The sequence below is a fragment of the Caloranaerobacter ferrireducens genome, from assembly GCF_001730685.1.
GTDB lineage: Bacteria > Bacillota > Clostridia > Tissierellales > Thermohalobacteraceae > Caloranaerobacter > Caloranaerobacter ferrireducens.
The window spans coordinates 1-23,477 of sequence record NZ_MDJR01000003.1 but is presented as its reverse complement, the minus strand read 5'-3'; the positions used below and the strand labels follow the sequence as shown (position 1 = coordinate 23,477).

Genomic DNA, 23,477 nt, shown 5'->3' with positions numbered 1-23,477 from the left:
TGGAAAAATAATATACAACGTAAGTACTAAATTAAAATTTGTTTGTAAGTAAATACATTTTTAATTTTGTAAAACATTTCCTCTTTTATTTGAAAAATAATTAATTGCTCCAGCTGTAATTATTAATAAAGCTCCCATTAAACTAAGAATATCAGGTATTTCAAACCAAATTACAATTCCCAATATCATAGAAAAAACAATATTCATATAAGTATAAATTGAAAGCTCACCTGCAGGGGCAAATCTGTATGCATTAGTCATCAAAAATTGTGCAGTTGTTGCAAATATCCCCAATAAAATTAATCTTATTATTTCAGTTAAAGTTGGTAAAACAAAATACCCTGAACTCATAACAGGTATCATAGTTAATGTTGAAAATAATGTAAAATAGAAAACTATAATTTCTGGTGAATCTGTATGTCTTAAATGCCTTATTGTTGTATAAGCAGCACCAGCGAAAAATGCAGATAAAAGACCTATAAAAGCTGGTATAATAGTATAACTAAATTGTGGTTTAATAACAAAAGCAGCTCCAATTAAAGCAATTGCCAAAGATAACATTTGTATTTTATTAAACCTTTCTTTTAGAAAAATCGACGATAATATGATTACAAAAAATGGTGATAATTTATTAAGTATTACTGCATCTGCTAAAGGAATTTTTGATAACGCAAAAAAATAACAAGCTACACCTAATAATCCAAATATACTTCTTAAGAATAATAACTTCTTATTATTTCCAGATACTTTCTTGCCTTTCTTTAGAATTATGTATGTTGCAACAATAAGTCCAAGTAAATTTCTAAAAAAGATTTTTTCTGCTACTGGAATATTATTTAATGATTTTACTGTAGCTGCCATTAGTGCAAAGAATAGTGATGATAATAGAATTAATAATATACCTATTTTTCTGCGTTCCATAGAAAACCTCCTTACTTAAACTAATCATATTTTATAATCTATCTGTATATATTTCAACCAAACCATCCTTATAATTTATTAAATCAAAGATTTCGTTCCTATAATATAACACTTATTGAAATCAATTTATTAAAAAAATCAAATTCATTATGGTATTTTATGGATTTATATAATAAAATAGTATATATAAGTAATTTAAGGGGGATTTCAATGTACGATAATTTTTTTGGCTACAGCAAAAAAAGTTTTAAACAAATTTTCTCAAAACCTATCCTATTTACACCAATAATTATACAAATTGCAATTACTATTTTTTTAGCTTTATGGATTTTGTCGGTAAAAAATATAGCTATTCATAACTTTAGTTACATAATGGGAAGAACTACTGTAGTAATAATACTGTTTGTTTTAATTAACTTATTTTTAGAAACAGGTAAAATGTATATGATTAAACAATCGCTAACAAAAGGGAATACATCTATTAACGATATTATTATTGGTGCAAAAAAATTCTTTTTAAGAATACTTTTAGGATTTCTTGCAATTTTTGCTCTAACCATTGCTCTATGTTTAGTATTGATTTTACCAATGATTATATTAATTTCAACTGGATTAAAAATAATATCTGTTATAATAGCGTTTATAGTGGTACTCGTTTTTTTCATTTTCATAAGTATGTGGGAAGTTATTATAATATATGAAGACTGTACTATTTTTGAAGCTTTAAGTAAAAGTGTAAATTTTGCAAAAAAACATTTTGGTATAATTTTACTCATTGAAATATTGAAGAGTATTTTTACTGGTAATAATAGAGGTTTAAACTTTAAAAGTTCTAATAAATTTTTATTTAAAAATACTAAATTGATTAGTCTTCCTTACTTCTTCAATAGCACAAATATTAAACCTGCTATGCTAATCTTAGGTATATTAATATCTATCATATTCCAATTATTCTTTGATGTATTAATGTTTGAATTATATATTGACCGCAGAGATAGTATCGAACAAATATAAAGAGTAGACAGTCAGTCTACTCTTTATATTTGCTATTCTATACACTTTTTAATAAGGATTATTCTTATAATTCGTTACAGAAATTAAACAAAATTATTTTGCTGTTAAAATTTACTCCACATTTTCCTGAGAATTTATTTCGATTATTTCCATTTTTTCAATAGCATCTTCAACCAAACTCTCAATATCAAGCGCTTCTTCTGATTTTTCAATATCTTCTAATTTTGGCCTAGTTACTGGATGTTTTGGTAAAAAGACTGTACAGCAATCCTCATATGGTAAAATAGATGTTTCATAAGTACCTATATCCATAGCAATTTCAGTAATTTCTACTTTATCCATACCAATTAAAGGTCTAAATACAGGTCTTTTTACTACTGAATTAGTTACATTAAGACTTTTTATCGTCTGACTTGCAACTTGCCCTAAGCTTTCACCTGTAATAAGTGCATCTATTCCCTCTTTTTCAGCAATTCTTTCTGCTATTCGCATCATAAATCTTCTAGATATAATAGTCATTTCATCTTCTGGGCATTTTTCATTTATTTCTCTTTGTATAGGCAAAATATTTACACTATAAAGCTTCATCTTACCACAGTATTCGGCTAGTAAACTAGCTAACTTTTTAACTTTTTCTTCTGCTCGCTCACTTGTAAATGGATAACTATGAAAATGAACTGCATTTATTGAAACTCCTCTTTTTGCTATCATAAATCCTGCAACTGGACTGTCTATTCCTCCAGATAATAATAAAAGTGCTTTACCATTAGTACCTACTGGCAATCCTCCATAGCCTCTTATCTTATCTGTATATATATAACAATAATCTCTAATATCCACCTTTACTAATAAATCTGGATTATTAACATCTACTTTTAATACTTTCAATTCTCTTAATATTGCAGCTCCAATTTCTCTGGCAACGTCCATTGATTTTATTGGAAACCTTTTATCTGCTCTTTTCACTTGAACCTTAAAAGTTCTAACTTCTTTGTGTTCAATAGTCTGTTTAACAGACTCTATAGCTTTTTCAATCATTTTTTCCATATCTTTTTCGACTCTATATCCTGGGCTTATATAAACTATACCAAAAACTTTTTTAAGCTTTTCAACTATATCATCTATATTTTCATCATCTGTAATAACATATATTTTCCCTTGATCTCTATAGACCTTAGGTGCACCCAATCCCTTTATAGAATACTTAATTTGATTCAACAATTTCTTTTCAAAATATGACCTATTTAAGCCTTTTAAGGCAATCTCTCCAAAACTTATACTCACTATTCTTTGCAAATCTCATCACCTCATTGTAATTTTTCTTATGTCTCTAACTGACTTTTCAAGTTTATCAACTACGTATTCAATTTCTTCCTTTGTATTGTAATAAGCTAAGCTAAATCTTATTGCTCCCTCAATTTCTTTTTCTTTTAAACCTATACTTTTAAGCACATGACTCCTTCCCTTTTTGTGTGAAGAACACGCAGATCCTGTGGATACAAATATACCATCTTCTTCTAAATAATGCAATAACACTTCACCTTTAACTCCGATGAATGATATATTTACTATATGTGGAGCACATCTATCATCAGTATAGCTATTTATCTTAATATTATCAATTCTTTCTACAACTTTATCAATAAAATATTGTTTCAACTCTTTTATATAATTTTTTTCGTCTTTAAAATTATTTTTAATAATTTCAACAGCTTTACCTAATCCTATAACCCCTGGTGTATTTTCTGTTCCTGATTTTAAACCTTTTTCTTGATTACCACCAAAAATAATCGGTTCTAATGTAATACCATTTCTAATATATAGTCCGCCTACACCTTTTGGTCCATGAATTTTGTGTCCACTAAAAGAAAAAGTATCTATTCCTAAGTTTTTAAGCGGTACATCTATTTTCCCAAAAGCCTGTACTCCATCAACATGCAGCTTTACACTTTTATTTTTTTTCTTAATTATTTCAGTTATTTCTTTAATAGGCTGTATTGTTCCTATCTCATTATTAACCATCATAATAGATACTAAAATTGTTTTATCATTTATACTTCTTTCTAACTGTTTTAAGTCAACAATCCCCTTTTCGTTAACGTCTAAGTATGTAACTTCAAATCCTTTTTCTTCATAGTGTTTAAATATGTTTAATACTGATGGATGTTCAATTTTGGTAGTTATGATATGTTTTCCTCGCTTTGCATATTTTTTTATCAATCCCTGTATAGCTATGTTATTGCTTTCTGTCCCACCTGAAGTAAAGAAGATTTCTTTACTGTCTACACCTAAAAATTTACTAATTATCTTTCTTGATTTTTCTATTTCTTTCTCTGCTTCCAATCCTTTTCTATGCAAAGATGATGGATTTCCATATGCACTTTTTAACATATATATCATAGCATCAATAACTTCATCTCTTGGTCTTGTTGTAGCACTATTGTCTAAGTAAACTTCCATTAAATCACCTCGTTCATCATAAGTTTCTTGCTAACATATACTATATCCATATTATATATAAATATATTTTAATTTAAAAGAAAAAAGAGCGAATAATTGATAGTCAATAGTTTCTAGTCTATTGACTATCGACTATTAATACTCGAAAAACGAATAGCGAACAACAAATAGCCAATTACAGTGTCCGGTATTTAGTACCTAAATACAAAAACACAAATTTGCCAACACTCTGTTTATCATATATTAATTTTTTTTAAAAAAATTTCAAAAAATATTGCGTATTTTGTCGGATTTTGTTACAATTTAGGTAGTTATCCCCCTGGTAACCTCAATTACCTCTATTCCCATTTATTATTTTGTGCTAAAAGGCTCTAATTATAGAGCCTTTTTGCTTTATCTTTTATTGTTTTAAGTGTTTTAATCAATGTTTTTTTCTTATTATAAGTACATCTTTCATATATACTCAGAATCCTTTCATAATCTTTTTCCTCTTTTTTATTTTCTCTTTTTTTACTGTCAACAGGATAATTCAATCTAAAAACCATACTAACCAATCCTTTACTGTTTTCTATATAGGTACTTGGTAATAGTCTAAATTTGCCAACAGCCTGTTTATATAATACTATTATCAAAATTTAATTTTATGCTTTATTTTTTTATACACATAAGAAATTATAACTATTAAAAAATTATTCAATTTTATTAAATAAACAACTTTTTATACTTTGTAGGACTGGTATATGGTAAAATAGTATTGTCATTATTTTTTAGGGGGGACCGAAATGAAGAAAAAAGTTGCAGTTATTTTTACAGGCGGTACTATTTCGATGAAAATTGATCCTCGTATTGATGCTGCAATCCCTGCATTATCAAGCGAAGAAATTTTAGCTATGGTTACAAATATTGAAAAATTTGCTGAAGTTGAAATTATAAACTTCGCTAAACTTCCAGGGCCACATATGACTCCATATAAAATGATGGAATTAGCAAAATTAGTAAAAGAAACAATTAAAAGAGATGATATAACAGGCGTTGTAGTAACTCATGGAACAGATACTTTAGAAGAAACTGCATATTTACTAGATTTAACAATAAAATCTGAAAAACCAATCATAGTTGTTGGAGCCATGAGGAATGGTTCTGAATTAGGTTACGATGGCCCAAGCAATTTATCAGCTTCAATATGTACAGCTATATCTGAAGAAGCTAGAGGCAGAGGCGTTCTTGTAGTTATGAATAATGAAGTCAATGCTGCAAGTGAAGTAACAAAAACAAACACACTTTCATTGAACACTTTCAAATCACCAGAATTTGGACCTTTAGGAATTGTAGACAATGATGAAGTAATATTCTATAGGGATATAATAAATCATGAACATATTGAAACCGATTCAATCGAACCTAAAGTAGCTTTAATAAAATGTGCTGCTGGTATGGATGATGACATTATTAATTTTTGTATTGAAACAGGATATAAAGGAATAGTTATTGAAGCTTTAGGTAGAGGAAATGTTCCACCAAACATGGTAGAAGGTATTAAGAAAGCCATAGAAAACGATATCCCAGTTGTTATTGTCTCAAGATGTCCAACTGGTAGAGTTTTAGACACTTATGGATATCCTGGTGCTGGTAAAACGCTTAGGCAATTAGGTGCTATATTTGGTAATAACCTTCCAGGTCAAAAAGCTAGAATTAAGCTAATGTTAGCTTTAAGCATAACTAAAGACATGAATAAAATAAAAGAAATATTTGAAAAAGACATATATAAATAGGGCATTTAATTGCCCTATTTCATTTTTATTACTCTAAGTCTATTTATAGCAGCTGCAACTTCATAAGGACGAGGCATAGCCAAATTTCCAGCAGGGCTTCCTGTATTAGGAGAAATAACATCTAAACCCTTTTCTTCAATATCTTTATATAATTTTTTAATAATATCTGTTAAAGGAGTTTTATCATTTATGTACTTATTTTTAATAAACTTAATAATATTTGCTATTGCCTCAGTCTGACTTGAATCAACAAGCTGTTCAATAAAGGATAAATCTATTAAAGTTTTACCATACATAATCTTGTCTATACCTTTTGCTTTGATTTTCTCTTTTCCCTTTATTTCTAAACTTTTTTTAATTGGAGTTCTATTTTTTATTTTTCCAAAGTCACCATTCACTTCTATCTTTCTTGAACTTTTATACTCTTCACTAATCTTTTTTGCTTTATCGGTTACATCTTTTGGTTCATAATTTTCCATCATAATTACATAATCTGCGACATCAAAATAATCACCTGAACCTCCAACTACTAGTATTGTAGAAATATCCATCTCCTCGTATAATTGTCTGACTCTGTCAATAAAAGGAGTTATAGGTTCTTTTTCCTTTGCAACTAAGTTTTGCATTCTTCCATCTCTTATCATAAAATTAGTTGCACTAGTATCTTCATCTAATAATAGCAAACTAGTTCCTATTTCTAATGCTTCCATTATATTAGCAGCCTGCGAAGTACTTCCGCTAGCGTTTTCAGTCGTAAAATCTTCTGTTGTCAAGCCAAAGGGCAAATTGCTAATAAATGGTGATATATCCACATTCTCAACATTTCTTCCATCTTCAGCTCTAATTTTAACAGCATCTTCTATTGTGAGTACAAACTCTCTTCCATCACCTGGTATATGATTATATACTCCTCTTTCAATAGCTTTTAATAGTGTAGATTTTCCATGATAACCTCCTCCTACAATTAATGTTACACCACGTTTTATTCCCATTCCCTTAATATGACCCCTATTAGGTAAATTAAACTCTACTTCTAAAGATTCTGGTGACTTGAAAGGTATAACTTTTCTACCCTTCATAGGTCTATCACTTATACCACTTTCTCTTGGTAGGATTGAATCATTAGCTACAAAAGTTATCAATCCTCTTTTTCTCATTTCTTCTCTCAAAAATATTTGATCTTCTATAAGATTCACATAATCAACCATCAAAGTTTTATTAAAATTATCATATATTAAAGAGTTTTCAACTATTTTAGGTATCTCATTAAATAACATTTCAATTGCAATTTTTCCAAGTATTTTTCTTCCCCTTGCAGGAAGTCCGACAAAAAACCTTATTTCTATGTAATTTTCATTTACTTTAGCTGCTGTTCTTTCTAATATTTCTTGTCCTCCTACATCTATATATATAAGACCACTCTTTCCAGTTCCTCTAATCCCTTTTGAACTGCTTTTAATTTCTTTATGAAAGCTTCTTATTAAAAAATCCTCTAAAGCTATTTTTTTATATTTAGTATCGAAATATTTCTTTGGTATCTTAGCTTTTTCAATAGGAATTCTTACTCTCATTCTACTCGGCGAAGCAAATGGATCTCCTTGCACATAATCTATGTAAAGTATAAAATCATTAAAATCATATTCACCTTGTATTTCCTTATATAATTTATAGCCTTTATTATCTAATTGATGTAACTTTTTTCTTAAGAACTCCTTATTTCTCATGTAAATTCCTCCTATTTAATTCTGCTAAAAAAAAGAGGACTTAAGCCTCTATTCTATAATATCAATTATCTCTATATCATTCACTTTCATTAAATCAATAAAATCATTTTCTACTTTTACAACTGGTCTAGTAGGAATATTTTTGTTTACATATACAATTTCACCTATAAAGCCATTACTTAACTTAACTAAATTACCTATATAAAACTTCGAAATATTATCCAAAAAAACAGTAGAAATTCTTGCATCTAAAACGCCAAATCTATTTTCAGCAATAAGTTCAGCTACCCTAAACGGTGATTTTTTATCTTTATATACCCTTTTGGAAGTCATTGCGTCAAAAATATCACAAATCGCAATTATCTTACCAAATTCATGTATCTTATCTGACTTAAGCCTTAAAGGATATCCACTACCGTCTTCTCTTTCATGATGCTGCAAAGCTCCAAAAGCTGTGCTTTGACTAATCCCTACAGTCTCTCTAAGAATATTATATCCAAATATAGTATGTTTTTTTACAATATTAAATTCCATTTCACTTAATTTACTAGGTTTTTCAATTATATCTTTTGATATTTTCAACTTACCAATATCATGAAATAAACCTGAAATCGCTAATTGTTTTAATTCTATCTCTGTATACCCCAGCCATTTACCTAACATAATTGACAACATACAAACATTTAAAGAATGTTGAAAAGTATAATCATCACTCTGCTCGATTTGTCTCAATCTACCTAATATATTGTTACTATTAGTTATTTCATCTATAATATCATCTACTTCATCACTTATTTCTGAAACTATAATTTTTTTTCCTAACTTTATATCTTTTAAAATCTTTTTTGTTTTATTTGCTAAATTATCATATTTATTAATAAATGATTTCTGTTTATTTTTATTTACTTCTTTTATTTCACCTGTTATTTCAAGAACATTTATGTAACTAATATTCATATTTTTTAAATGCAGTATATTTTTCTTATTTAAAACAGTTCCACTTTTAAGTAATATATTACCAGTATCTAAATCTTCAACATCCTCAATTAAAACCATTCCTGGTATAACTTCATCAATTTTTATAATACTCATACTATCCCCCACTTTTTAAAATTCAAATAACACTAAACAAATACCATATTTATATTTTCTATAATATTACTTTAAATCCTTCAACTTTTCATCGTGTCTTCTTGAGTTTTGAATAACTTATCAAAAACTTTAGCTACAGCTATAGTTAAAATTATAGCTGTAATTAATCTAAAGCTTAAAAGTAACCATCCGTTAGCACCAATCGCTACGAATAGCAGTGTATCTTCAAAAACTGAATGGCAAGAAACCAAAAAAATCATAAGCAAATATAAATCTTTTTTCTGTAACTCGCCTTCTTTCGCAGATTTAATTATTACACCTGCCCCATATGCTAAGCCAAAAATCAAACCTATTAACAGAGGGAAAATAGAATTTTTTGATAATCCTAAAAATCTTGCTAATGGTTTCAATAAATCAGATAACTTATCAAGAAATTTAAAATCTCTAAGTATCTCCATAAGTATCATTAAAGGTATTATTACCTTAGCAATAGTTAATATTGAATTAATACTACCATTAACTGCTTCTTTAAATATCAAAATTATATCCAGTTTGATCCCCTCCTAAATTACCAAGTTTAACATAATTCCAGATAATATAGCTAAAGTCAATCTTAATAAAACAACACCTAAAACACTAATTCCAATTTTTTTGGCTACAGCAGTTTCCATAAATAGACTGTGAGAAAAAGAAAGCATTACAGCTATTATTGTATATTGTTTAGCTGTTAATGTTAAAGTAGATACAGCACCTAAAGCTGCATATAAATTTAACACATTTCCAAGAACTAATACTATAGCTGCTTCTCCAGGCAATCCGAAAATATTCATGAAAGGTGAAAAAAGATTAGAAATCCAATCTATAAAAGGTGTATATTTTAGAAATGTTATAATAAAATAAACAGTTATAATGATTTTTGAAAGAAAAAATGTTGTTTGTAAACCACTTTTTAAACCATTAAACAGAGTATTTCCTATATGACCTGTAGCTCTTTTTTCCATAATAACTCCCTTTCATCTGTTTCATAATTTACTGATTTTTATTATATCATAACTAAAAGTTTTAGAACAAAATCTTTAATTTAAAATCAACTACAATGTAGATTTTACCTATATCCATTACGGAAATTATATTTAAAATCATCCTCAATTTAATAAGGTATATAATTTCCTATGGATTATAAAGAAAAAACCTGAGTTTTTTAACTCAGGTTACGCTAATCTCTGTAAATTAATATCTGATAGATTCGTCCATTTTCCACATTTGTCTCCCCATCTAGCTATAACTTTATCTTCAGCCAATATTTGAATAACTTCACACATATTCGCACAGTCATTACATTCAAACCCTTTAACTTTATAATCAATATCAGCAACTTCAAATCCTTTAAACTTTGATACTTCTTTTGACTTGACTTCTTCCCTAGCCAATATTGCTGACCCAATCGCTCCCATTACATCATAATGCTTTGGTACATATACTTCCATATCAAGAGCTTTTTCAAAAGCCCTTTTTATTCCTACATTTGCTGCGACTCCTCCTTGAAATACAACTGGAGCAAGTATTTCCTTTCCTTTTCCTACATTGCTTAGATAATTTCTTACTAAAGCCTCACATAATCCATTTATAATATCCTCTTGATTATGTCCTAATTGCTGCTTATGAATCATATCTGATTCTGCAAATACTGCACATCTTCCAGCAATTCTAATAGGATTATTTGATTTCAAAGCTAATTCGCCAAATTCTTTTATGTCTATTCCCAATCTAGCAGCCTGCCTATCTAAAAATGAACCAGTACCAGCTGCACATACTGTATTCATAGCAAAATCAGTTACTATGCCATCCCTCAAAATAATAATTTTAGAATCCTGTCCTCCTATCTCCAATATTGTTTTAACGTCAGGTACATAATTTAATGCTGCTACAGCATGAGCTGTAATTTCATTTTTGACAATATCAGCACCTATTAATATACTTGCTAAATATCTTCCACTACCCGTTGTTCCTACACCCTTTATTTCTATTTCACCAATTTCCTCTTTTATTTCTTTAAAACCAAACTGAATAGCTTTTATTGGTTTTCCTTTGGTCCTTATATATTTTTTTGCTATAACATCATTATTTTCATCTATAATAACAATATTCGTACTTACCGAACCTACATCAACTCCTAGATAACACTCTTTCAAATTTCTTTTCCTCCCTTCTTTTCTTTAATAGATCAACAAACGCTTCCAGTCTTGTAATATAACCTGCTTCCCCAGTTAACTCATCTACTATCAGAGTTAATATTGGAATATCATAATCCTTTCCAACAGTCTTAAGTATTGTTTCAGCCACTATTTCTGGCATACAAGTAAATGGTAAAAGTTGTATAACACCATCATAACCTTTTTCTGCATACATAATTGTACTTCCAACAGTCTCTCTTCCATGCCCACCAACTAGAGTGCTTATGTACGGCTTTGCTGCCTTCCAAGCTTTCCTTTCTTCACTTAACCCTAAATGACCAAGTGTAAGATTATGCTCTACCCATCTGGATGGAGTTAAAAACTTATCTACCCAAACTCCCATATGACCAAGTTTTCTCTCGATATCTAAATTAACATATGGCTCAATAACGGTATATATTTCGCCTACAATTCCAACTTTTAATGGACGTTTTGTATTATCAACCTCTATTTTTTTGAGCTCTTTAAAAGTTCTTTTTATCAGTTTTTTAGTCTCTGTGATACCTTTGACTTTTAGAACATCTTCGCTGAACTTTTGCATAATCCTATCTACTTCATAACTATTCACAGCAAATGCACGTTTTTTATTTGAAAATTCAAATAATTTATCTACTTCTTTCAGTATAATTCTTCCCCTATTAAAACTTTTTAATATCTTAATCGGATTCTTTGTATTTACTGCTTTTGTTATGCTATTCATCAATTCTTTATAATTACCATCTGGAGGATCAAATACTATAATATCTATATCATATCCCAAATCTTTTAAAATCTCTTTTTCAATTACTGAATAAAAGCCAAATCTACAGGGACCACAACTACCAGTTATTAATATTGTATCTGCTCCTCTCTCTATACTCTCTATATAATTACCTATATTGATTTTTAAAGGTAGACAAATTGATTCTGGCGAATATTTGGTACCTAATTCAAGTGTACGCTTACTGCATTTTGGTGGTACAATTACTTCTAGTCCTAAATCTTCAAGCATTGCTTTAACTGCGATGTAAGTATTACCCATGTGTGGAAATGTGATTTTCATTATTGTCCCTCCATATAATCATATCTATAAATGCCTCTAGTCTTGTATTAACTCCAGCCTCCCCTGAATGTTCATCAAGAGTTACTAATGTGAATGGAACCTTAAATTTTTTTGCCTTTCTGTAAACTAAATCAATTAAAACAGAATCTAAACCACAGCCAAATGAAGAAATATAAATTATCCCATCAACTGCATTTTCCTCAATTAAATAAAAAGAAGCACCTACAATCTTTCTTCCAAAACTCCAAAACATTCTTTTAGGTAATTTTGATGCATAATAATTTATCTTATCTATACTTACAGTATCTGGAGTTATCACTCTCATATTCTCTTTCTGCAGTTTTTCAATAAGTTTCATACTTAAAAATTCATCATATAAATTATAAGAATGTCCTAAAACAAGAATTTTATATTTGCTATTTTTTAACGTTGTAATGCTATTAATATATTTATTGTAAACTTTAATTGCTTCAATAGGTATTACTCCATTAGCTAACAACTTTCTATATTCATTAAATCTATTAATAGCTTTATTAAAAGCTAAGTCTATCTTTTTATTATTAGATGTAAAATACTTACCAATTTCTATTACTGACTTACGCAAATTAGAATTCGATTTTAATAAATTAATCTCAACATCTATTATTGTTGGTAAATTATCAATCGAATTCTTTACCATTTCGGGTAATCCTAATAATTTAGGACATAAATATTCTTTTTTACAAACGCTAATAAACTTAGGTATAAACAAATAATCAACTTTATTCTTAAGTTCCTCTACATGACCATGAAATACTTTTACAGGTAAACACGCTTCATCAACACAACTAGACACTCCAGCATTTAATATAGATTTATTTGTACTTGAAGATAATACTATTTCTGCTCCTAATTCAGTAAAGAACTCTTTCCACAAAGGATAATATTCATAATAAAGTAATGCCTGTGGTATACCGACTTTACAAGACATAAAACACCTCCTATCCAACTATTATTATGGTCAAATAGATTTATAAATAAACATAAAATAAGTTAAACAAAATCTTCAATTTAAATAAATCAAGGAAGATTTTGCCTATATCCATTACGGAAATTATATTTAAAATTATCAACAATTTAATAAGGTATATAATTTCTTACGGCTTATAAAAAAAGACTCCTTAATCGGAGTCTTTTTTAAAGCTAGTATTTTGTTCATAACTTAACATTAATTCGGCAATATTATATAAAGCCAATTGTAAATCTTTTTTAGAGGTATTTATTTCAAGTGAGTTTTCCAGATATTCGAAAAACTCTTCCATACTACTGAACTGTTCATTTAAGGTACTTAATAATCTTCTCATTCTAACCTTTCTATAAATGTTTGCCATATCTTTTAGGTTTCGATCTATATATTGAATAAAACTATCAACTGCCTGTTCCAGATAATCATTGGTTACAGTTTTAAAATCATCTGCATTTAATGATTTAACTTTCTCATAACCTGAATCCTTTAAGTAAGAAAAAACTTCTATCATTTCAAAGTAAAAACTATTCAAGTAATCTTCATAATCCTCATTCATCAATTTTTTATCAGCTTCTTCTATCAATTTAACTGATTCATTTAAAGAAGCAATTATATAGTCAATTTTTTCTTCACAAATTAATAATAATTCTTGGCCTTTTTCTAAATTTTTTTCACTCATTACTTCTTTAAGCTGTTTTATTATTTTTTTTATGTTTTCTCTATCTAAATCTTTAATTAAATATTTTTTAGTCTTTTCAATAACTATAAATTTATTTATTATTACCCCAAGTCTACTTAACATCGTCGTCAAATCATATATTTCTAAAAGCAATTTTGAAATTTCGCCTTTTAATGCTTCCACTTCCTTTAAATCAACAAATTTAAAATCAAATTTTTTATAACCTTGTGCCTTTGCAAAGTAATGATCAAAGCTTTTTCCATATTGTAAGTTTAATGAACCATTAAATATACTCTTTAGTTCTTCTATATAATCATTGACGCTGCTTTCACTAAAATCCTTTAAATAATCTAATAATGCAGTTCTTACAATATCATAAAATTTATGCTTAGATATTCTAAAAGGCACTAATCGTATAATTTCAGAAATTTTCTCCTGTAATGTGTTTTTATCTGCTACTAAGAATTTAAATATATCATTATAAAATTTTTCAAAATTTACTGTCATATTCTCATAGTCATTACTCTCTTCTATCAATTTTTTATTTAATAATTCATTAGCTATTTCTAAGGAATATGACATCTCAGTAGCATAACTATTTAAACATTTGATTAAATCAACAACTTTATCTTTAAAATTTCTAAAATACTCTTCTCCTAAGTTATCTTCAATATCACTTAGACCTAATATTATTTCTATGTTTAATGCTTTATCATTAATCTTCTTAAAATAGTCTAAAACATCTTCTCCTTCTTTTTCAAGATTCTTAAATATTTCCTGTTTCTCATCTATATATCTATTAATCAATATTATATCTCTAACTATATCATAAAAAGCTATAATACCAGCATCTTTCAAGAAATTAATATATAAATTATGTAAATAATTTTCTGTTTGACCACCTATTAAATCATTAAAATCTACAGATTCAACTTTTATGTCTTTCATATTTCTTCTCCTTTCGTTTATGCTATGTTTATAGTTTAACTATATATTTAATCTATTTCAAGAAAAAAAGCAGCATATCTAATGCTGCTTATAAATCATAATACAATCTATATTCCATAGGATGAGGAATAATATTTATTTTCCTTGCTTCTTCTCTAATTCTTTTTATATGATCATTTATAAGCTCTTTAGTAAAAACACCACCTGCAAGTAAAAACTCATGGTCTTTTTCTAATGCGTCAGCTGCTTCATCTAATGATTTTGGTAAGCTCTTAATTTTCTTTCTTTCTTCCTCGGATAAATCAAAAATATTTACATCATAAGGTCCATAACCTTCCTTTACTGGGTCTATTTTATTTATTACTCCATCAATACCTGCTAATAAAAGCGCAGAAAAAGCCAAATATGGATTAGCTGTTGCATCTGAAGGTCTAAATTCAAATCTCTTTTTCTCTGGTTTTTTAGCATAACCTGGTATCCTTATTACTGAACTTCTATTCGCAGTAGCAAAACATATACTAACAGGTGCTTCATATCCAGGAACTAACCTTTTATAAGAATTTGTACTAGGATTTGTAAATGCAAGTATTGCTGGAGCATGTCTTAAAATACCGCCAATATAATATAGAGCTATATCACTTAATCCGGAATATCCTTTCTCATCATAGAAAATTGGTTTACCTTCTTTAAAAAGTTGCATATGTACATGCATTCCGCTACCAGCTTCTCCATACAAAGGTTTTGGCATAAAAGTAACAGTCTTACCTTCTTGCATAGCTAAATTCTTAACCACATATTTTAAAATCAAAGTTTTGTCTGCCATTTCTTTTAGTCTACCAAATTGAGTTTCTATTTCTACCTGGCCTGATCCTCCAACTTCATGATGATGATACTTAACAGGTATACCTAAATCTTCTAATTGTCTAGTAATTTTAGACCTTAAATCATTAGTAACATCCTTTGGTAAATCTACATGATAACCTTTTTGAAATTCTACTTTATATCCTAGATTTTGATAATCTTTGTTGCCATTATTCCAATATGCTTGTTCAGTATCTATATATATCTCTTGATGATTACTTTTGTTAATAAATGATATATGATCAAATACATAAAATTCAAATTCAGGACCAATAACATTTTCATCTGCAATCCCAGTTTCTTTTAAGTATTTTTCCGCCTTCTCGGCAATATATCTAGGGTCTGATTGAAATCTCTCACTTTTATCTGTAATTTGATATATATCAGCAATCATACTTAATGTTGGTACTTCACAAAATGGATCTACAAAGGCTGTACTAATATCAGGTTTAAAAATCATATCTGATTTTTCAACACTTAAAAAACCATAGCTTGACCCATCAAAACCTATGCCATCTTCTAGTATCTTTTCATCAAATCTTTCTACTGGTATCGACAAATGATGCCATCTTCCTGCTAGATCTACTACTTTAAAATCAATTATTTTTATCCCTTCTTTTTCGCAAAAACTAATTACCTGGCTAACATCTTCAAACATAAAAATCACCTCTTGTAGAATTTTCTGTAATTTTATAATATTTCAAAGTTTCTGTAATGTCAAATAAGATTTGTTAGAGAACAGGGTATATCTAACAGGGAACAGTTTATTTTGGTTTTAGTCATTCGCTATTTAGTTTTGCAAAAAAGAAAAAGTGGCCAAAGGCCACATTAGTCAGATGAAAGCTCATTAATTGCTTCATCTACATAATAAATCTTTTCAAAATCATTTATTTCATTTATACTAACCCATTCATATTCACTATGTTCATCATTTAATTTAATATCTCCACCTTGATAATCACATAAAAACACTATAGTAATATACTGTTTAGTCCTTGTTTCATTAATACCTGAACTAATACTTAATGGTCTTATAACTTTAACCTTTAACGAAGTTTCCTCAAAGATTTCCCTTTCTAAACTTTCTCTAGGAAACTCTCCAAATTCTAATTTACCTCCAGGAATATCCCATAATCCGCTCCCGAATGAACCATCTTTTCGTTTCAATAATAGAACTTCTTCTCCTTTTCTGATAATTGCTTTAGTAAGTACTCTAAACATAGAATCTTCCTTTCAAATATTTGTATATCTCTATTGCTGAATTATTTTAGAATAGTATTCAGACTGAACCATAAGAATTTTTTTAATTGCTCCAATAAACTCCTTATCATACATACTCTTATATGAAAGATAGTGCCTATTTGTCTTTACAACTTCCCAACCGTCTCTTAAAATAAATTCTGCATTTTCAAATTCATTTATTTTATATTGTAAATAAGCTTTGTTCATTATAAAACATTTTAAAATCTCTATATCATCAGTTGGTAAATCTTGTTCGTATATTTCTATTGCTTTTTCATAATCATTGTTATTGGCATATATTTTTGATTTTATAAATTGTATATTTAATTTAGTTATATTTTCTTCTGCAATAGCATACCACTTATCTAAGCCTCTTATTAATTTATCCATTTCAATATTATAATTCAAGCATTCTTTAAAAATTAATAAAGATTCAATATCGCCAATATCATCTCTTAATTGATAGTTATCTAAAAGCTCAAGAAGTAACATTTCTTTCTCCTCTTCGCTTATAGTATCAAATTTTATTAAATAGTAATTAACTCCTACAATATTATAGTAACCAGCTTCTTTAAGATCTCTAAGCGCCTTAATTGGATCTTTAAGATACAAATGCTGTTCTTCAAAAGGGATATAACCCATCAAATTAATATATTCTAATGTTGAAACAGCTTTCTTATACAATATATCTTGGTCATCTAATTCTCTATTGTAGTAATCTCCAAATAAACTAAAGTTATCTTCCAAAGTATAATCAATAAGTTCTATATCATTCAGATATTTTCCACTTAAATAATCCATATCATAATATATTCTTTTTATTAAAGTTGCCGACTCAGCCCTTGTTATGTTCCTATAAGGTCTAAAAGTACTGTCCTCATAGCCTTCGATTATTCCATTATTTACTAAATTTTTGATTATATCAAAGTATTTATAGTTTTGATCAATATCCATAAATTCCTTAGTATTTTCATCTATTGATAGTGTAGTAAAAAAACTTGATAAAATTGCAGCTTCTTCCCTAGTGATATATTTATCAGGCTCAAACTTATTTCCAGGAAAAATATCTTTAAATTTCATATTAACACTATATTTATCAATAAACTCTGCTACTGATAAAATTTCTTTATAAGCCCAGAAATTACTGTCCAAGTCATCATACTGCAAAGTATATTCATTATTTTCTTTAGGCATATTATTGGTGCTATCAACATTATCGTCTGCTACAACAAATTTACTTTCATCAACTTCATTGTTAATATCTGTATTATCAGTACTTTCATTTGCTACTTCATAATCATTTTTCTCTTCACCTATAATATTATTACTAAGTATTTTCTTTTCCATCGCTGCTCTATATAGTATTGTAATATATTCAGCTCTAGTAATACTGTCATCTGGTCTAAAAGTACCATCAGGATAACCATTAAAAAGGTTGGCTTCATTAGTAGCCCATAATATCGTATATTCTGCCCAGTGACCAAAAATATCTAAATAAAAAGTCCCAGCCATTACAATACTATAATTTACAAAAAATAAAATTATGACCAGTATAAATAAAGTTGCTTTGATTTTCTTCATAGTAACCCCCCTTTACGCAGCCAACCTATATCTACTTTATTCCCATATCTTTTCTCATATTTATTATAACATATAATTAACCATTATATCTTTGATACTCATCAATTATACCCATAATTAACAAATCTACACCAAATTTCTTAAGAAAATTAAGAAATACGTTTTTAAGGTCCTCTTCATTCAATATACTAGGATGAACTCCTACTTCCATTCTGCTCATTATATCCTCGATATGCCTACTTAAATATAAAGTAAAATATCTATATGAAATATCATCTATTAACAATTTATAATTTTTTTGATCGGTTAAATAAAATATCAACTTTTCTTTTAGTTCCACATCATCAATTTCAAAAATTCTACCTATTACTGACTCTTCTTTTTGGATTATTTTGCCTTTTCTATACATGCTCCAAGCTAATCCTAAATTCATTGTACAGTAAAGATTGATTAATCTTGAATCAAAAATAACTCCTTTTTCTTCTAATTTTATTATGCTGTTTTTAATCAATTGAATAGTTAATTTGATATCATGTTCACTAAAATTATTTAATACAAGCATTAGATCATTCTCAAATCTATCAATGCATATTTTTTCAGCTATTTCAGCTTTATACTCGGTTAATTTCAAAATACACATTTTATACGCCCCCTATTGGGTTACATGAGAAAATTGTTTTAAATGTTAAATTAAATTTTATTCTTAATTATTTCAATTTCATCAGGTTTCAATTTGTATAGTGTAAAAAAGTATTCATCAATTATCTCTTTCTCTTTAAATATTTTAGTTTGTAACTCCTCAACTCTTTCAGCATTTGATTTGTTTTTTATTAATTGATTAATATCATTATAGTAACTTATTATTTTCTTAACTTTTTCAGAAATAAAACTAACATTATCTTCTATCTTTATCTTTAATTTCATCAGTTTATTAGGATAAAAATCATATATATTATCTCCTACTTTTTTTGCAACCGTCTTAAAATAGAATTCAAAAATTGATGAGTTTAAAAAAGCTGTCAAATACTCCATTGTAACTTCATTTAAGAATATATCTTTTATTTTTATAATATAGACATCAGCACTACAAAATAAATTATCATAATCTATCATGAACCTGCTTGATTCAGATTTGAATGGAAAAATTATCTTAGGTGACTTAAAAACTTCTAAATTCCTACCCCATTGAAGCTCATACCATTTTCTAATACCTTTTATACATTCTCTGCGTTTTTCTAGCCTCTCTTTATATGGCAATATATGCTTTAATGTATTAGGATAATCGTCTATATTCTTGATTGAATCCGTATATAATATATATTTATTTACTGCAGTTCTTGTGTATTTCTGTATATAACTGTTCTTTATCCACGGCTTCAAAATATCATGCTCTAAATTACCTTTATTAACTTCTTCTGCATCTATAATAAATGCATCATCACAACCAGTTATTATACCTTGATAACTTTCACAAATATCCTCTAATTTATAGTCTCCTTGAGAATCTATTTTCTGAAAAACTAATTTTTCTAAAGGATTTATAAATATCCACCCCTTATCATCTAAGTCAATAAGTTTTACTTTAAAGTTTTCATAAATACTTTCGTTTGCTACATTAAAATCATCATTTGGATTTATCTTTTTCTTCAACTTGTAAACATCAAACTCCGTATTATTCATCTTTCTTTTTATACATTTTATTATTAGTGGACTTATTCCAATTCCTTTAAATACTTTATATCCATTAAAGTCAATTAATGACTCTATAGTAAAGCTATCCTTAATAAATTTCCTTAAAAACTTTCCTGATGGAGATTCAATAAAATACCTAGATGTAATCAAAATTAGTCTTCCATTTTCCTTTAATAAGTCATATCCTTTTTTTATAAAACAAAATGAAATATCTGCTTTATCAGAAAACACATCATAATAATAATGTATTAATCTCTGCCTATAAATTTTACTAATTTTTTTATGCCCTATATAGGGAGGATTACCTATTACTAAATCAAATTTAATACCATTTAAAGAATTTTTATCTGAAAGTAATTTAAATAAATTCTCTTCCTCATCTAATAAAATATCTCTCTTATATATATTCAAACTAAAACTATTACCTGTTGTATCTTTTAATAAAAGCGAAATAGTCGTCATATATACTGCAAATTCGTCTATATCTGTCCCCCAAATGTTATTTTTTAATATAAATTCATGTACACTCTTATCTAAATGCATTTTAACTCCTGGATTTTTGCGAATTATTTCTTTATAATTATTTTTTATTATAAATTTAATCTTTTCATAAGCCTCAATTAAAAAATAACCACCGCCACAAGCTGGATCTATCACCTTAAAATAAGGATTTTCAATAATATATTCTTCTTTTATTCCTTCTTCAATCATATATTTTATAATACTCTTTGGTGTATATACCTGTCCTAATTGTTTTCTTTCTTTGCTCGTTATAAGTTCTTCATAAAGCTTGCCTAATGAAAATTCGCACAATTCTTCGTTCTCAAGTTTATTTAACAAAGATACTATTTCAGCTTTCTCTTTGCTTGTAAGCATCACTTTCTCGCCAAAAGTTATTTCAAATTCCTTAAACTTTTCAGGGAGTTTTTCTATAGAATTATTGTTTAATATGTTATTTAAATCTTTCTTTGTTATTTTTTCTGATTTATAGTATGCAATTGATAAAATTATTTTACCTATATAATAAAGAATACCCTTTAAATTATTTATGTAACTATCTAGTCCTTCATTCTTGTATTTATATAGGTACTCTTTAGTAATTTTTATTAATTCTTTTTCATAAGCTTTATTTTTCATCATTCTACCTCCACTTGAAAAAATGAGGCCAAAAGCCTCATTTCTATCTTAATTTTAAAAATTATAATACATATAAAATACGCCATCACAAAAAATTTTTTTTATATTTCTTTTTTCTAAATAAATTTGAACTATCATATCTTTTTTTATCATCAAACTTATAGGAACGGTTATAGGCAAAATTGCATTTCCTGAAAGTATTTTGAATTTAGTTTTGTGTATATGATTTCTACCTCCAAAATGTGAAAAATCAGTTCGTAATAAAAGGCCTTCTCCTACCCCTATATTTTCAACAGTAATAATCGGATAATCAATTACTTTACCATAAATGGGAGTTCCGTTATGTCCATCGTTTGCTTCTATATAGTCAATATTCTCTTTTATAATAATATTTTCGCCATTCATTTCAATATTTTTTCTGTCTAATAATAAATAGCCATAAATTTTACTTTTATCAATTTTAATAAAACTTTCAATATCACATAACTGTTCTAATAATAATAGCCTAAAAAGTAACTTTTCATTATACTCCCCATAGCTTTTATATTTATTTTCCCAAACATTTCGTAAAGTCTCAACTAGCTTGTCTTCTTTTATTTTCCCAAATATATTCTTACAACCATATAATTCTGCTATGTAATTTTTTAGACCAGTTAAATCCAACTCAATATCTGATATTTTCAAATTTGTTATACCAACCATTAATATATCTGTATTGTTTGGAAATAAAGATGTAATTACCCCCATATGCCTATTATTAATATCATAAACATCGAATGGCATGCCCAAATCCCCCTTTTAAATTCATATACCAAAATTTCTTATACCTATATTATAATATAAAAGTGTAGTTATATCATTATTCTACTTTTTTATTTAAATATGTTTAATTTTTGATTCTTAAGGAGGTTTACATGGAAATTATCACAAATTCTTTTCAAGAACAATTAAAAATACCTGATTATTTAAAAACTATTACATACAATAAAAATTTCTGTTTCTTAGATATTGAAACAACAGGGTTCAATCGTGAAAAAGATAAAATCATTTTAATAGGAATAATGTATTTCAAAAATAATGAAATTAAAATTACTCAATTTTTTGCTAATTCGTTAGAAGAAGAAAAAGAAATTCTAAATGAATTTATAAAATTCATCATTCAATTTGACTTATTTTTCACCTTTAATGGCAATGTATTTGATATACCCTTCATTAATAGTAAACTTAAACAATATGGACTAGAATATTTAATTGAAATAAATAAAAGTATCGATTTATTGAAAGTAGTAAGAAAATATAAAAACGTTCTAGGTTTAAACAACTGCAGATTAAAAACTGTTGAAAAATATCTTGGAATTAATAGAGAAGACAAAATTTCAGGTAAAGAAAGTGTTAAAATGTATTTTAAATACTTAAAAACAAAAGATGATAGAATTAAAAAAATAATTCTTAAGCACAACTATGAAGATATTTACTATCTTCATAAGTTACTTAAGATATATGAAACAATAGATAATTTAAGTAATTTAAACTTAACTATTAACTTTAATGATTATAATATTAACTTTAGTTTTGATTTAAATAACATATCTATTAAAGGAAATAATTTTACTCTTACAGGTATAACAACTAAATGCACACTACCTAACTATATATACTATGAAGATGGTTTCAAACTTGAATGGATTACAAATGAAGGAAATATAAATATAGCTTTCATTGTTAATGTCGGAATGTTAACAGATAACAAAAAATGTTATTATTTAAATAAAAACGATTACTCTTTCAATATTACATCTACAGATAAAACTAACTATAATATCCCAGAAAACTATATTTTACTAAAAATAGAAGATAAAATAATCAAACAAAACTTACAAAATGTTGTTTGTGAAATATTAACAAATATAGTGAAATAAAAAATGGATTGGAACAAAATCTTCGATTTAAATAAATCAAGGAAGATTTTGCCTATATCCATTACGAAAATTATATTTAAAATTATCCACAGTTGGATTATAAAAAAACTCCTATCGTAAATAGTACGATAGGAGTTTCTTTGGTGCCCAGAG

21 protein-coding genes are annotated in these 23,477 nt (G+C 27.3%); 3 read left to right on the top strand and 18 right to left on the bottom strand.

Annotation, left to right across the window (positions count from 1 at the left end; translation table 11 throughout):
• Window positions 1-60: 60 nt before the first annotated feature.
• Window positions 61-921 (bottom strand): DMT family transporter, encoded by an 861-nt coding sequence (locus BFN48_RS06155; RefSeq protein ID WP_069650035.1) that lies wholly within the window; start codon window positions 919-921, stop codon window positions 61-63.
• Window positions 922-1,131: 210 nt separating this feature from the next.
• On the opposite strand from BFN48_RS06155, the gene BFN48_RS06150 reads away from it, so the two are divergent.
• Complete coding sequence (locus tag BFN48_RS06150) at window positions 1,132-1,935, top strand: hypothetical protein (RefSeq protein ID WP_069650034.1); 804 nt, start codon at window positions 1,132-1,134, stop codon at window positions 1,933-1,935.
• A 111-nt stretch (window positions 1,936-2,046) separates the two neighbouring features.
• Here BFN48_RS06150 and thiI read toward each other — a convergent pair whose 3' ends face one another.
• The 3 genes from thiI to BFN48_RS12435 all read right to left on the bottom strand — a co-directional run bounded on the left by thiI (window position 2,047) and on the right by BFN48_RS12435 (window position 5,027).
• Window positions 2,047-3,231, bottom strand: coding sequence for a tRNA uracil 4-sulfurtransferase ThiI (gene thiI / locus BFN48_RS06145; protein ID WP_069650033.1), 1,185 nt, complete (start codon window positions 3,229-3,231; stop codon window positions 2,047-2,049).
• Between the two features lie 6 nt (window positions 3,232-3,237).
• Entirely contained in the window at window positions 3,238-4,395 is a 1,158-nt protein-coding gene (locus BFN48_RS06140) for a cysteine desulfurase family protein (RefSeq protein WP_069650032.1), read from the bottom strand.
• Window positions 4,396-4,766: 371 nt separating this feature from the next.
• On the bottom strand, window positions 4,767-5,027 hold the full coding sequence (locus BFN48_RS12435) for a hypothetical protein (protein ID WP_176718837.1): 261 nt from the start codon (window positions 5,025-5,027) through the stop codon (window positions 4,767-4,769).
• A 150-nt stretch (window positions 5,028-5,177) separates the two neighbouring features.
• Here BFN48_RS12435 and BFN48_RS06135 point away from each other — a divergent pair, with 150 nt between their 5' ends.
• Window positions 5,178-6,167: an asparaginase gene (locus tag BFN48_RS06135; protein ID WP_069650031.1), complete on the top strand. Its 990-nt coding sequence runs from the start codon at window positions 5,178-5,180 to the stop codon at window positions 6,165-6,167.
• 14 nt (window positions 6,168-6,181) lie between these two features.
• Here the strand turns inward: BFN48_RS06135 and BFN48_RS06130 are convergent, their stop codons facing one another.
• The 14 genes from BFN48_RS06130 to BFN48_RS06065 all read right to left on the bottom strand — a co-directional run bounded on the left by BFN48_RS06130 (window position 6,182) and on the right by BFN48_RS06065 (window position 22,188).
• Window positions 6,182-7,891: an ABC-ATPase domain-containing protein gene (locus tag BFN48_RS06130; RefSeq protein ID WP_069650030.1), complete on the bottom strand. Its 1,710-nt coding sequence runs from the start codon at window positions 7,889-7,891 to the stop codon at window positions 6,182-6,184.
• Window positions 7,892-7,939: 48 nt separating this feature from the next.
• On the bottom strand, window positions 7,940-8,983 hold the full coding sequence (locus tag BFN48_RS06125; RefSeq protein WP_069650029.1) for an HD-GYP domain-containing protein: 1,044 nt from the start codon (window positions 8,981-8,983) through the stop codon (window positions 7,940-7,942).
• An 80-nt stretch (window positions 8,984-9,063) separates the two neighbouring features.
• The gene (locus tag BFN48_RS06120; protein WP_242863227.1) at window positions 9,064-9,522 is read right to left on the bottom strand and encodes a nucleoside recognition domain-containing protein; all 459 of its coding nucleotides are present in this window, start codon (window positions 9,520-9,522) and stop codon (window positions 9,064-9,066) included.
• A gap of 24 nt (window positions 9,523-9,546) precedes the next feature.
• Window positions 9,547-9,984 carry a nucleoside recognition domain-containing protein gene (locus BFN48_RS06115; protein WP_069650027.1) on the bottom strand — a complete coding sequence of 146 codons (438 nt, stop codon included), beginning with the start codon at window positions 9,982-9,984 and terminating at the stop codon, window positions 9,547-9,549.
• A 210-nt stretch (window positions 9,985-10,194) separates the two neighbouring features.
• Window positions 10,195-11,175 (bottom strand): acyl-CoA dehydratase activase, encoded by a 981-nt coding sequence (locus tag BFN48_RS06110; protein WP_069650026.1) that lies wholly within the window; start codon window positions 11,173-11,175, stop codon window positions 10,195-10,197.
• Window positions 11,150-12,259, bottom strand: a complete 1,110-nt coding sequence (locus BFN48_RS06105; RefSeq protein WP_069650025.1) for an acyl-CoA dehydratase activase-related protein — start codon at window positions 12,257-12,259, stop codon at window positions 11,150-11,152. The genes BFN48_RS06110 and BFN48_RS06105 overlap by 26 nt, the downstream gene beginning before the upstream one ends.
• On the bottom strand, window positions 12,231-13,229 hold the full coding sequence (locus tag BFN48_RS06100; protein ID WP_069650024.1) for an acyl-CoA dehydratase activase-related protein: 999 nt from the start codon (window positions 13,227-13,229) through the stop codon (window positions 12,231-12,233). Before BFN48_RS06100 ends, BFN48_RS06105 begins: the two co-directional genes overlap by 29 nt.
• Window positions 13,230-13,419: 190 nt before the next feature.
• Window positions 13,420-14,892, bottom strand: coding sequence for a hypothetical protein (locus tag BFN48_RS06095; protein WP_069650023.1), 1,473 nt, complete (start codon window positions 14,890-14,892; stop codon window positions 13,420-13,422).
• A gap of 88 nt (window positions 14,893-14,980) precedes the next feature.
• Window positions 14,981-16,411 (bottom strand): type I glutamate--ammonia ligase, encoded by a 1,431-nt coding sequence (glnA, locus tag BFN48_RS06090; protein WP_069650022.1) that lies wholly within the window; start codon window positions 16,409-16,411, stop codon window positions 14,981-14,983.
• Between the two features lie 170 nt (window positions 16,412-16,581).
• Window positions 16,582-16,974, bottom strand: coding sequence for an NUDIX domain-containing protein (locus BFN48_RS06085; protein ID WP_069650021.1), 393 nt, complete (start codon window positions 16,972-16,974; stop codon window positions 16,582-16,584).
• 30 nt (window positions 16,975-17,004) lie between these two features.
• On the bottom strand, window positions 17,005-18,576 hold the full coding sequence (locus BFN48_RS06080) for an S-layer homology domain-containing protein (RefSeq protein ID WP_069650020.1): 1,572 nt from the start codon (window positions 18,574-18,576) through the stop codon (window positions 17,005-17,007).
• Between the two features lie 76 nt (window positions 18,577-18,652).
• Window positions 18,653-19,216 (bottom strand): hypothetical protein, encoded by a 564-nt coding sequence (locus BFN48_RS06075; protein WP_069650019.1) that lies wholly within the window; start codon window positions 19,214-19,216, stop codon window positions 18,653-18,655.
• Between the two features lie 50 nt (window positions 19,217-19,266).
• Entirely contained in the window at window positions 19,267-21,405 is a 2,139-nt protein-coding gene (locus BFN48_RS06070) for an N-6 DNA methylase family protein (RefSeq protein WP_242863226.1), read from the bottom strand.
• Between the two features lie 54 nt (window positions 21,406-21,459).
• The gene (locus BFN48_RS06065; RefSeq protein ID WP_069650018.1) at window positions 21,460-22,188 is read right to left on the bottom strand and encodes a hypothetical protein; all 729 of its coding nucleotides are present in this window, start codon (window positions 22,186-22,188) and stop codon (window positions 21,460-21,462) included.
• A 131-nt stretch (window positions 22,189-22,319) separates the two neighbouring features.
• Between BFN48_RS06065 and BFN48_RS06060 the strand changes: the two genes are divergently transcribed.
• Entirely contained in the window at window positions 22,320-23,324 is a 1,005-nt protein-coding gene (locus BFN48_RS06060) for a ribonuclease H-like domain-containing protein (protein ID WP_069650017.1), read from the top strand.
• Window positions 23,325-23,477 lie beyond the last annotated feature (153 nt).

Bases quoted from the DNA above. Each gene is read 5' to 3' on its own strand.
- BFN48_RS06155 (WP_069650035.1), bottom strand. From the start codon at position 921: ATGGAACGCAGAAAAATAGGTATATTATTAATTCTATTATCATCACTA.
- BFN48_RS06150 (WP_069650034.1), top strand. From the start codon at position 1,132: ATGTACGATAATTTTTTTGGCTACAGCAAAAAAAGTTTTAAACAAATT.
- BFN48_RS06140 (WP_069650032.1), bottom strand. From the start codon at position 4,395: ATGGAAGTTTACTTAGACAATAGTGCTACAACAAGACCAAGAGATGAA.
- BFN48_RS06135 (WP_069650031.1), top strand. From the start codon at position 5,178: ATGAAGAAAAAAGTTGCAGTTATTTTTACAGGCGGTACTATTTCGATG.
- BFN48_RS06130 (WP_069650030.1), bottom strand. From the start codon at position 7,891: ATGAGAAATAAGGAGTTCTTAAGAAAAAAGTTACATCAATTAGATAAT.
- BFN48_RS06125 (WP_069650029.1), bottom strand. From the start codon at position 8,983: ATGAGTATTATAAAAATTGATGAAGTTATACCAGGAATGGTTTTAATT.
- BFN48_RS06115 (WP_069650027.1), bottom strand. From the start codon at position 9,984: ATGGAAAAAAGAGCTACAGGTCATATAGGAAATACTCTGTTTAATGGT.
- BFN48_RS06105 (WP_069650025.1), bottom strand. From the start codon at position 12,259: ATGAAAATCACATTTCCACACATGGGTAATACTTACATCGCAGTTAAA.
- BFN48_RS06100 (WP_069650024.1), bottom strand. From the start codon at position 13,229: ATGTCTTGTAAAGTCGGTATACCACAGGCATTACTTTATTATGAATAT.
- BFN48_RS06095 (WP_069650023.1), bottom strand. From the start codon at position 14,892: ATGAAAGACATAAAAGTTGAATCTGTAGATTTTAATGATTTAATAGGT.
- glnA (WP_069650022.1), bottom strand. From the start codon at position 16,411: ATGTTTGAAGATGTTAGCCAGGTAATTAGTTTTTGCGAAAAAGAAGGG.
- BFN48_RS06085 (WP_069650021.1), bottom strand. From the start codon at position 16,974: ATGTTTAGAGTACTTACTAAAGCAATTATCAGAAAAGGAGAAGAAGTT.
- BFN48_RS06080 (WP_069650020.1), bottom strand. From the start codon at position 18,576: ATGAAGAAAATCAAAGCAACTTTATTTATACTGGTCATAATTTTATTT.
- BFN48_RS06075 (WP_069650019.1), bottom strand. From the start codon at position 19,216: ATGTGTATTTTGAAATTAACCGAGTATAAAGCTGAAATAGCTGAAAAA.
- BFN48_RS06070 (WP_242863226.1), bottom strand. From the start codon at position 21,405: ATGAAAAATAAAGCTTATGAAAAAGAATTAATAAAAATTACTAAAGAG.
- BFN48_RS06065 (WP_069650018.1), bottom strand. From the start codon at position 22,188: ATGCCATTCGATGTTTATGATATTAATAATAGGCATATGGGGGTAATT.
- BFN48_RS06060 (WP_069650017.1), top strand. From the start codon at position 22,320: ATGGAAATTATCACAAATTCTTTTCAAGAACAATTAAAAATACCTGAT.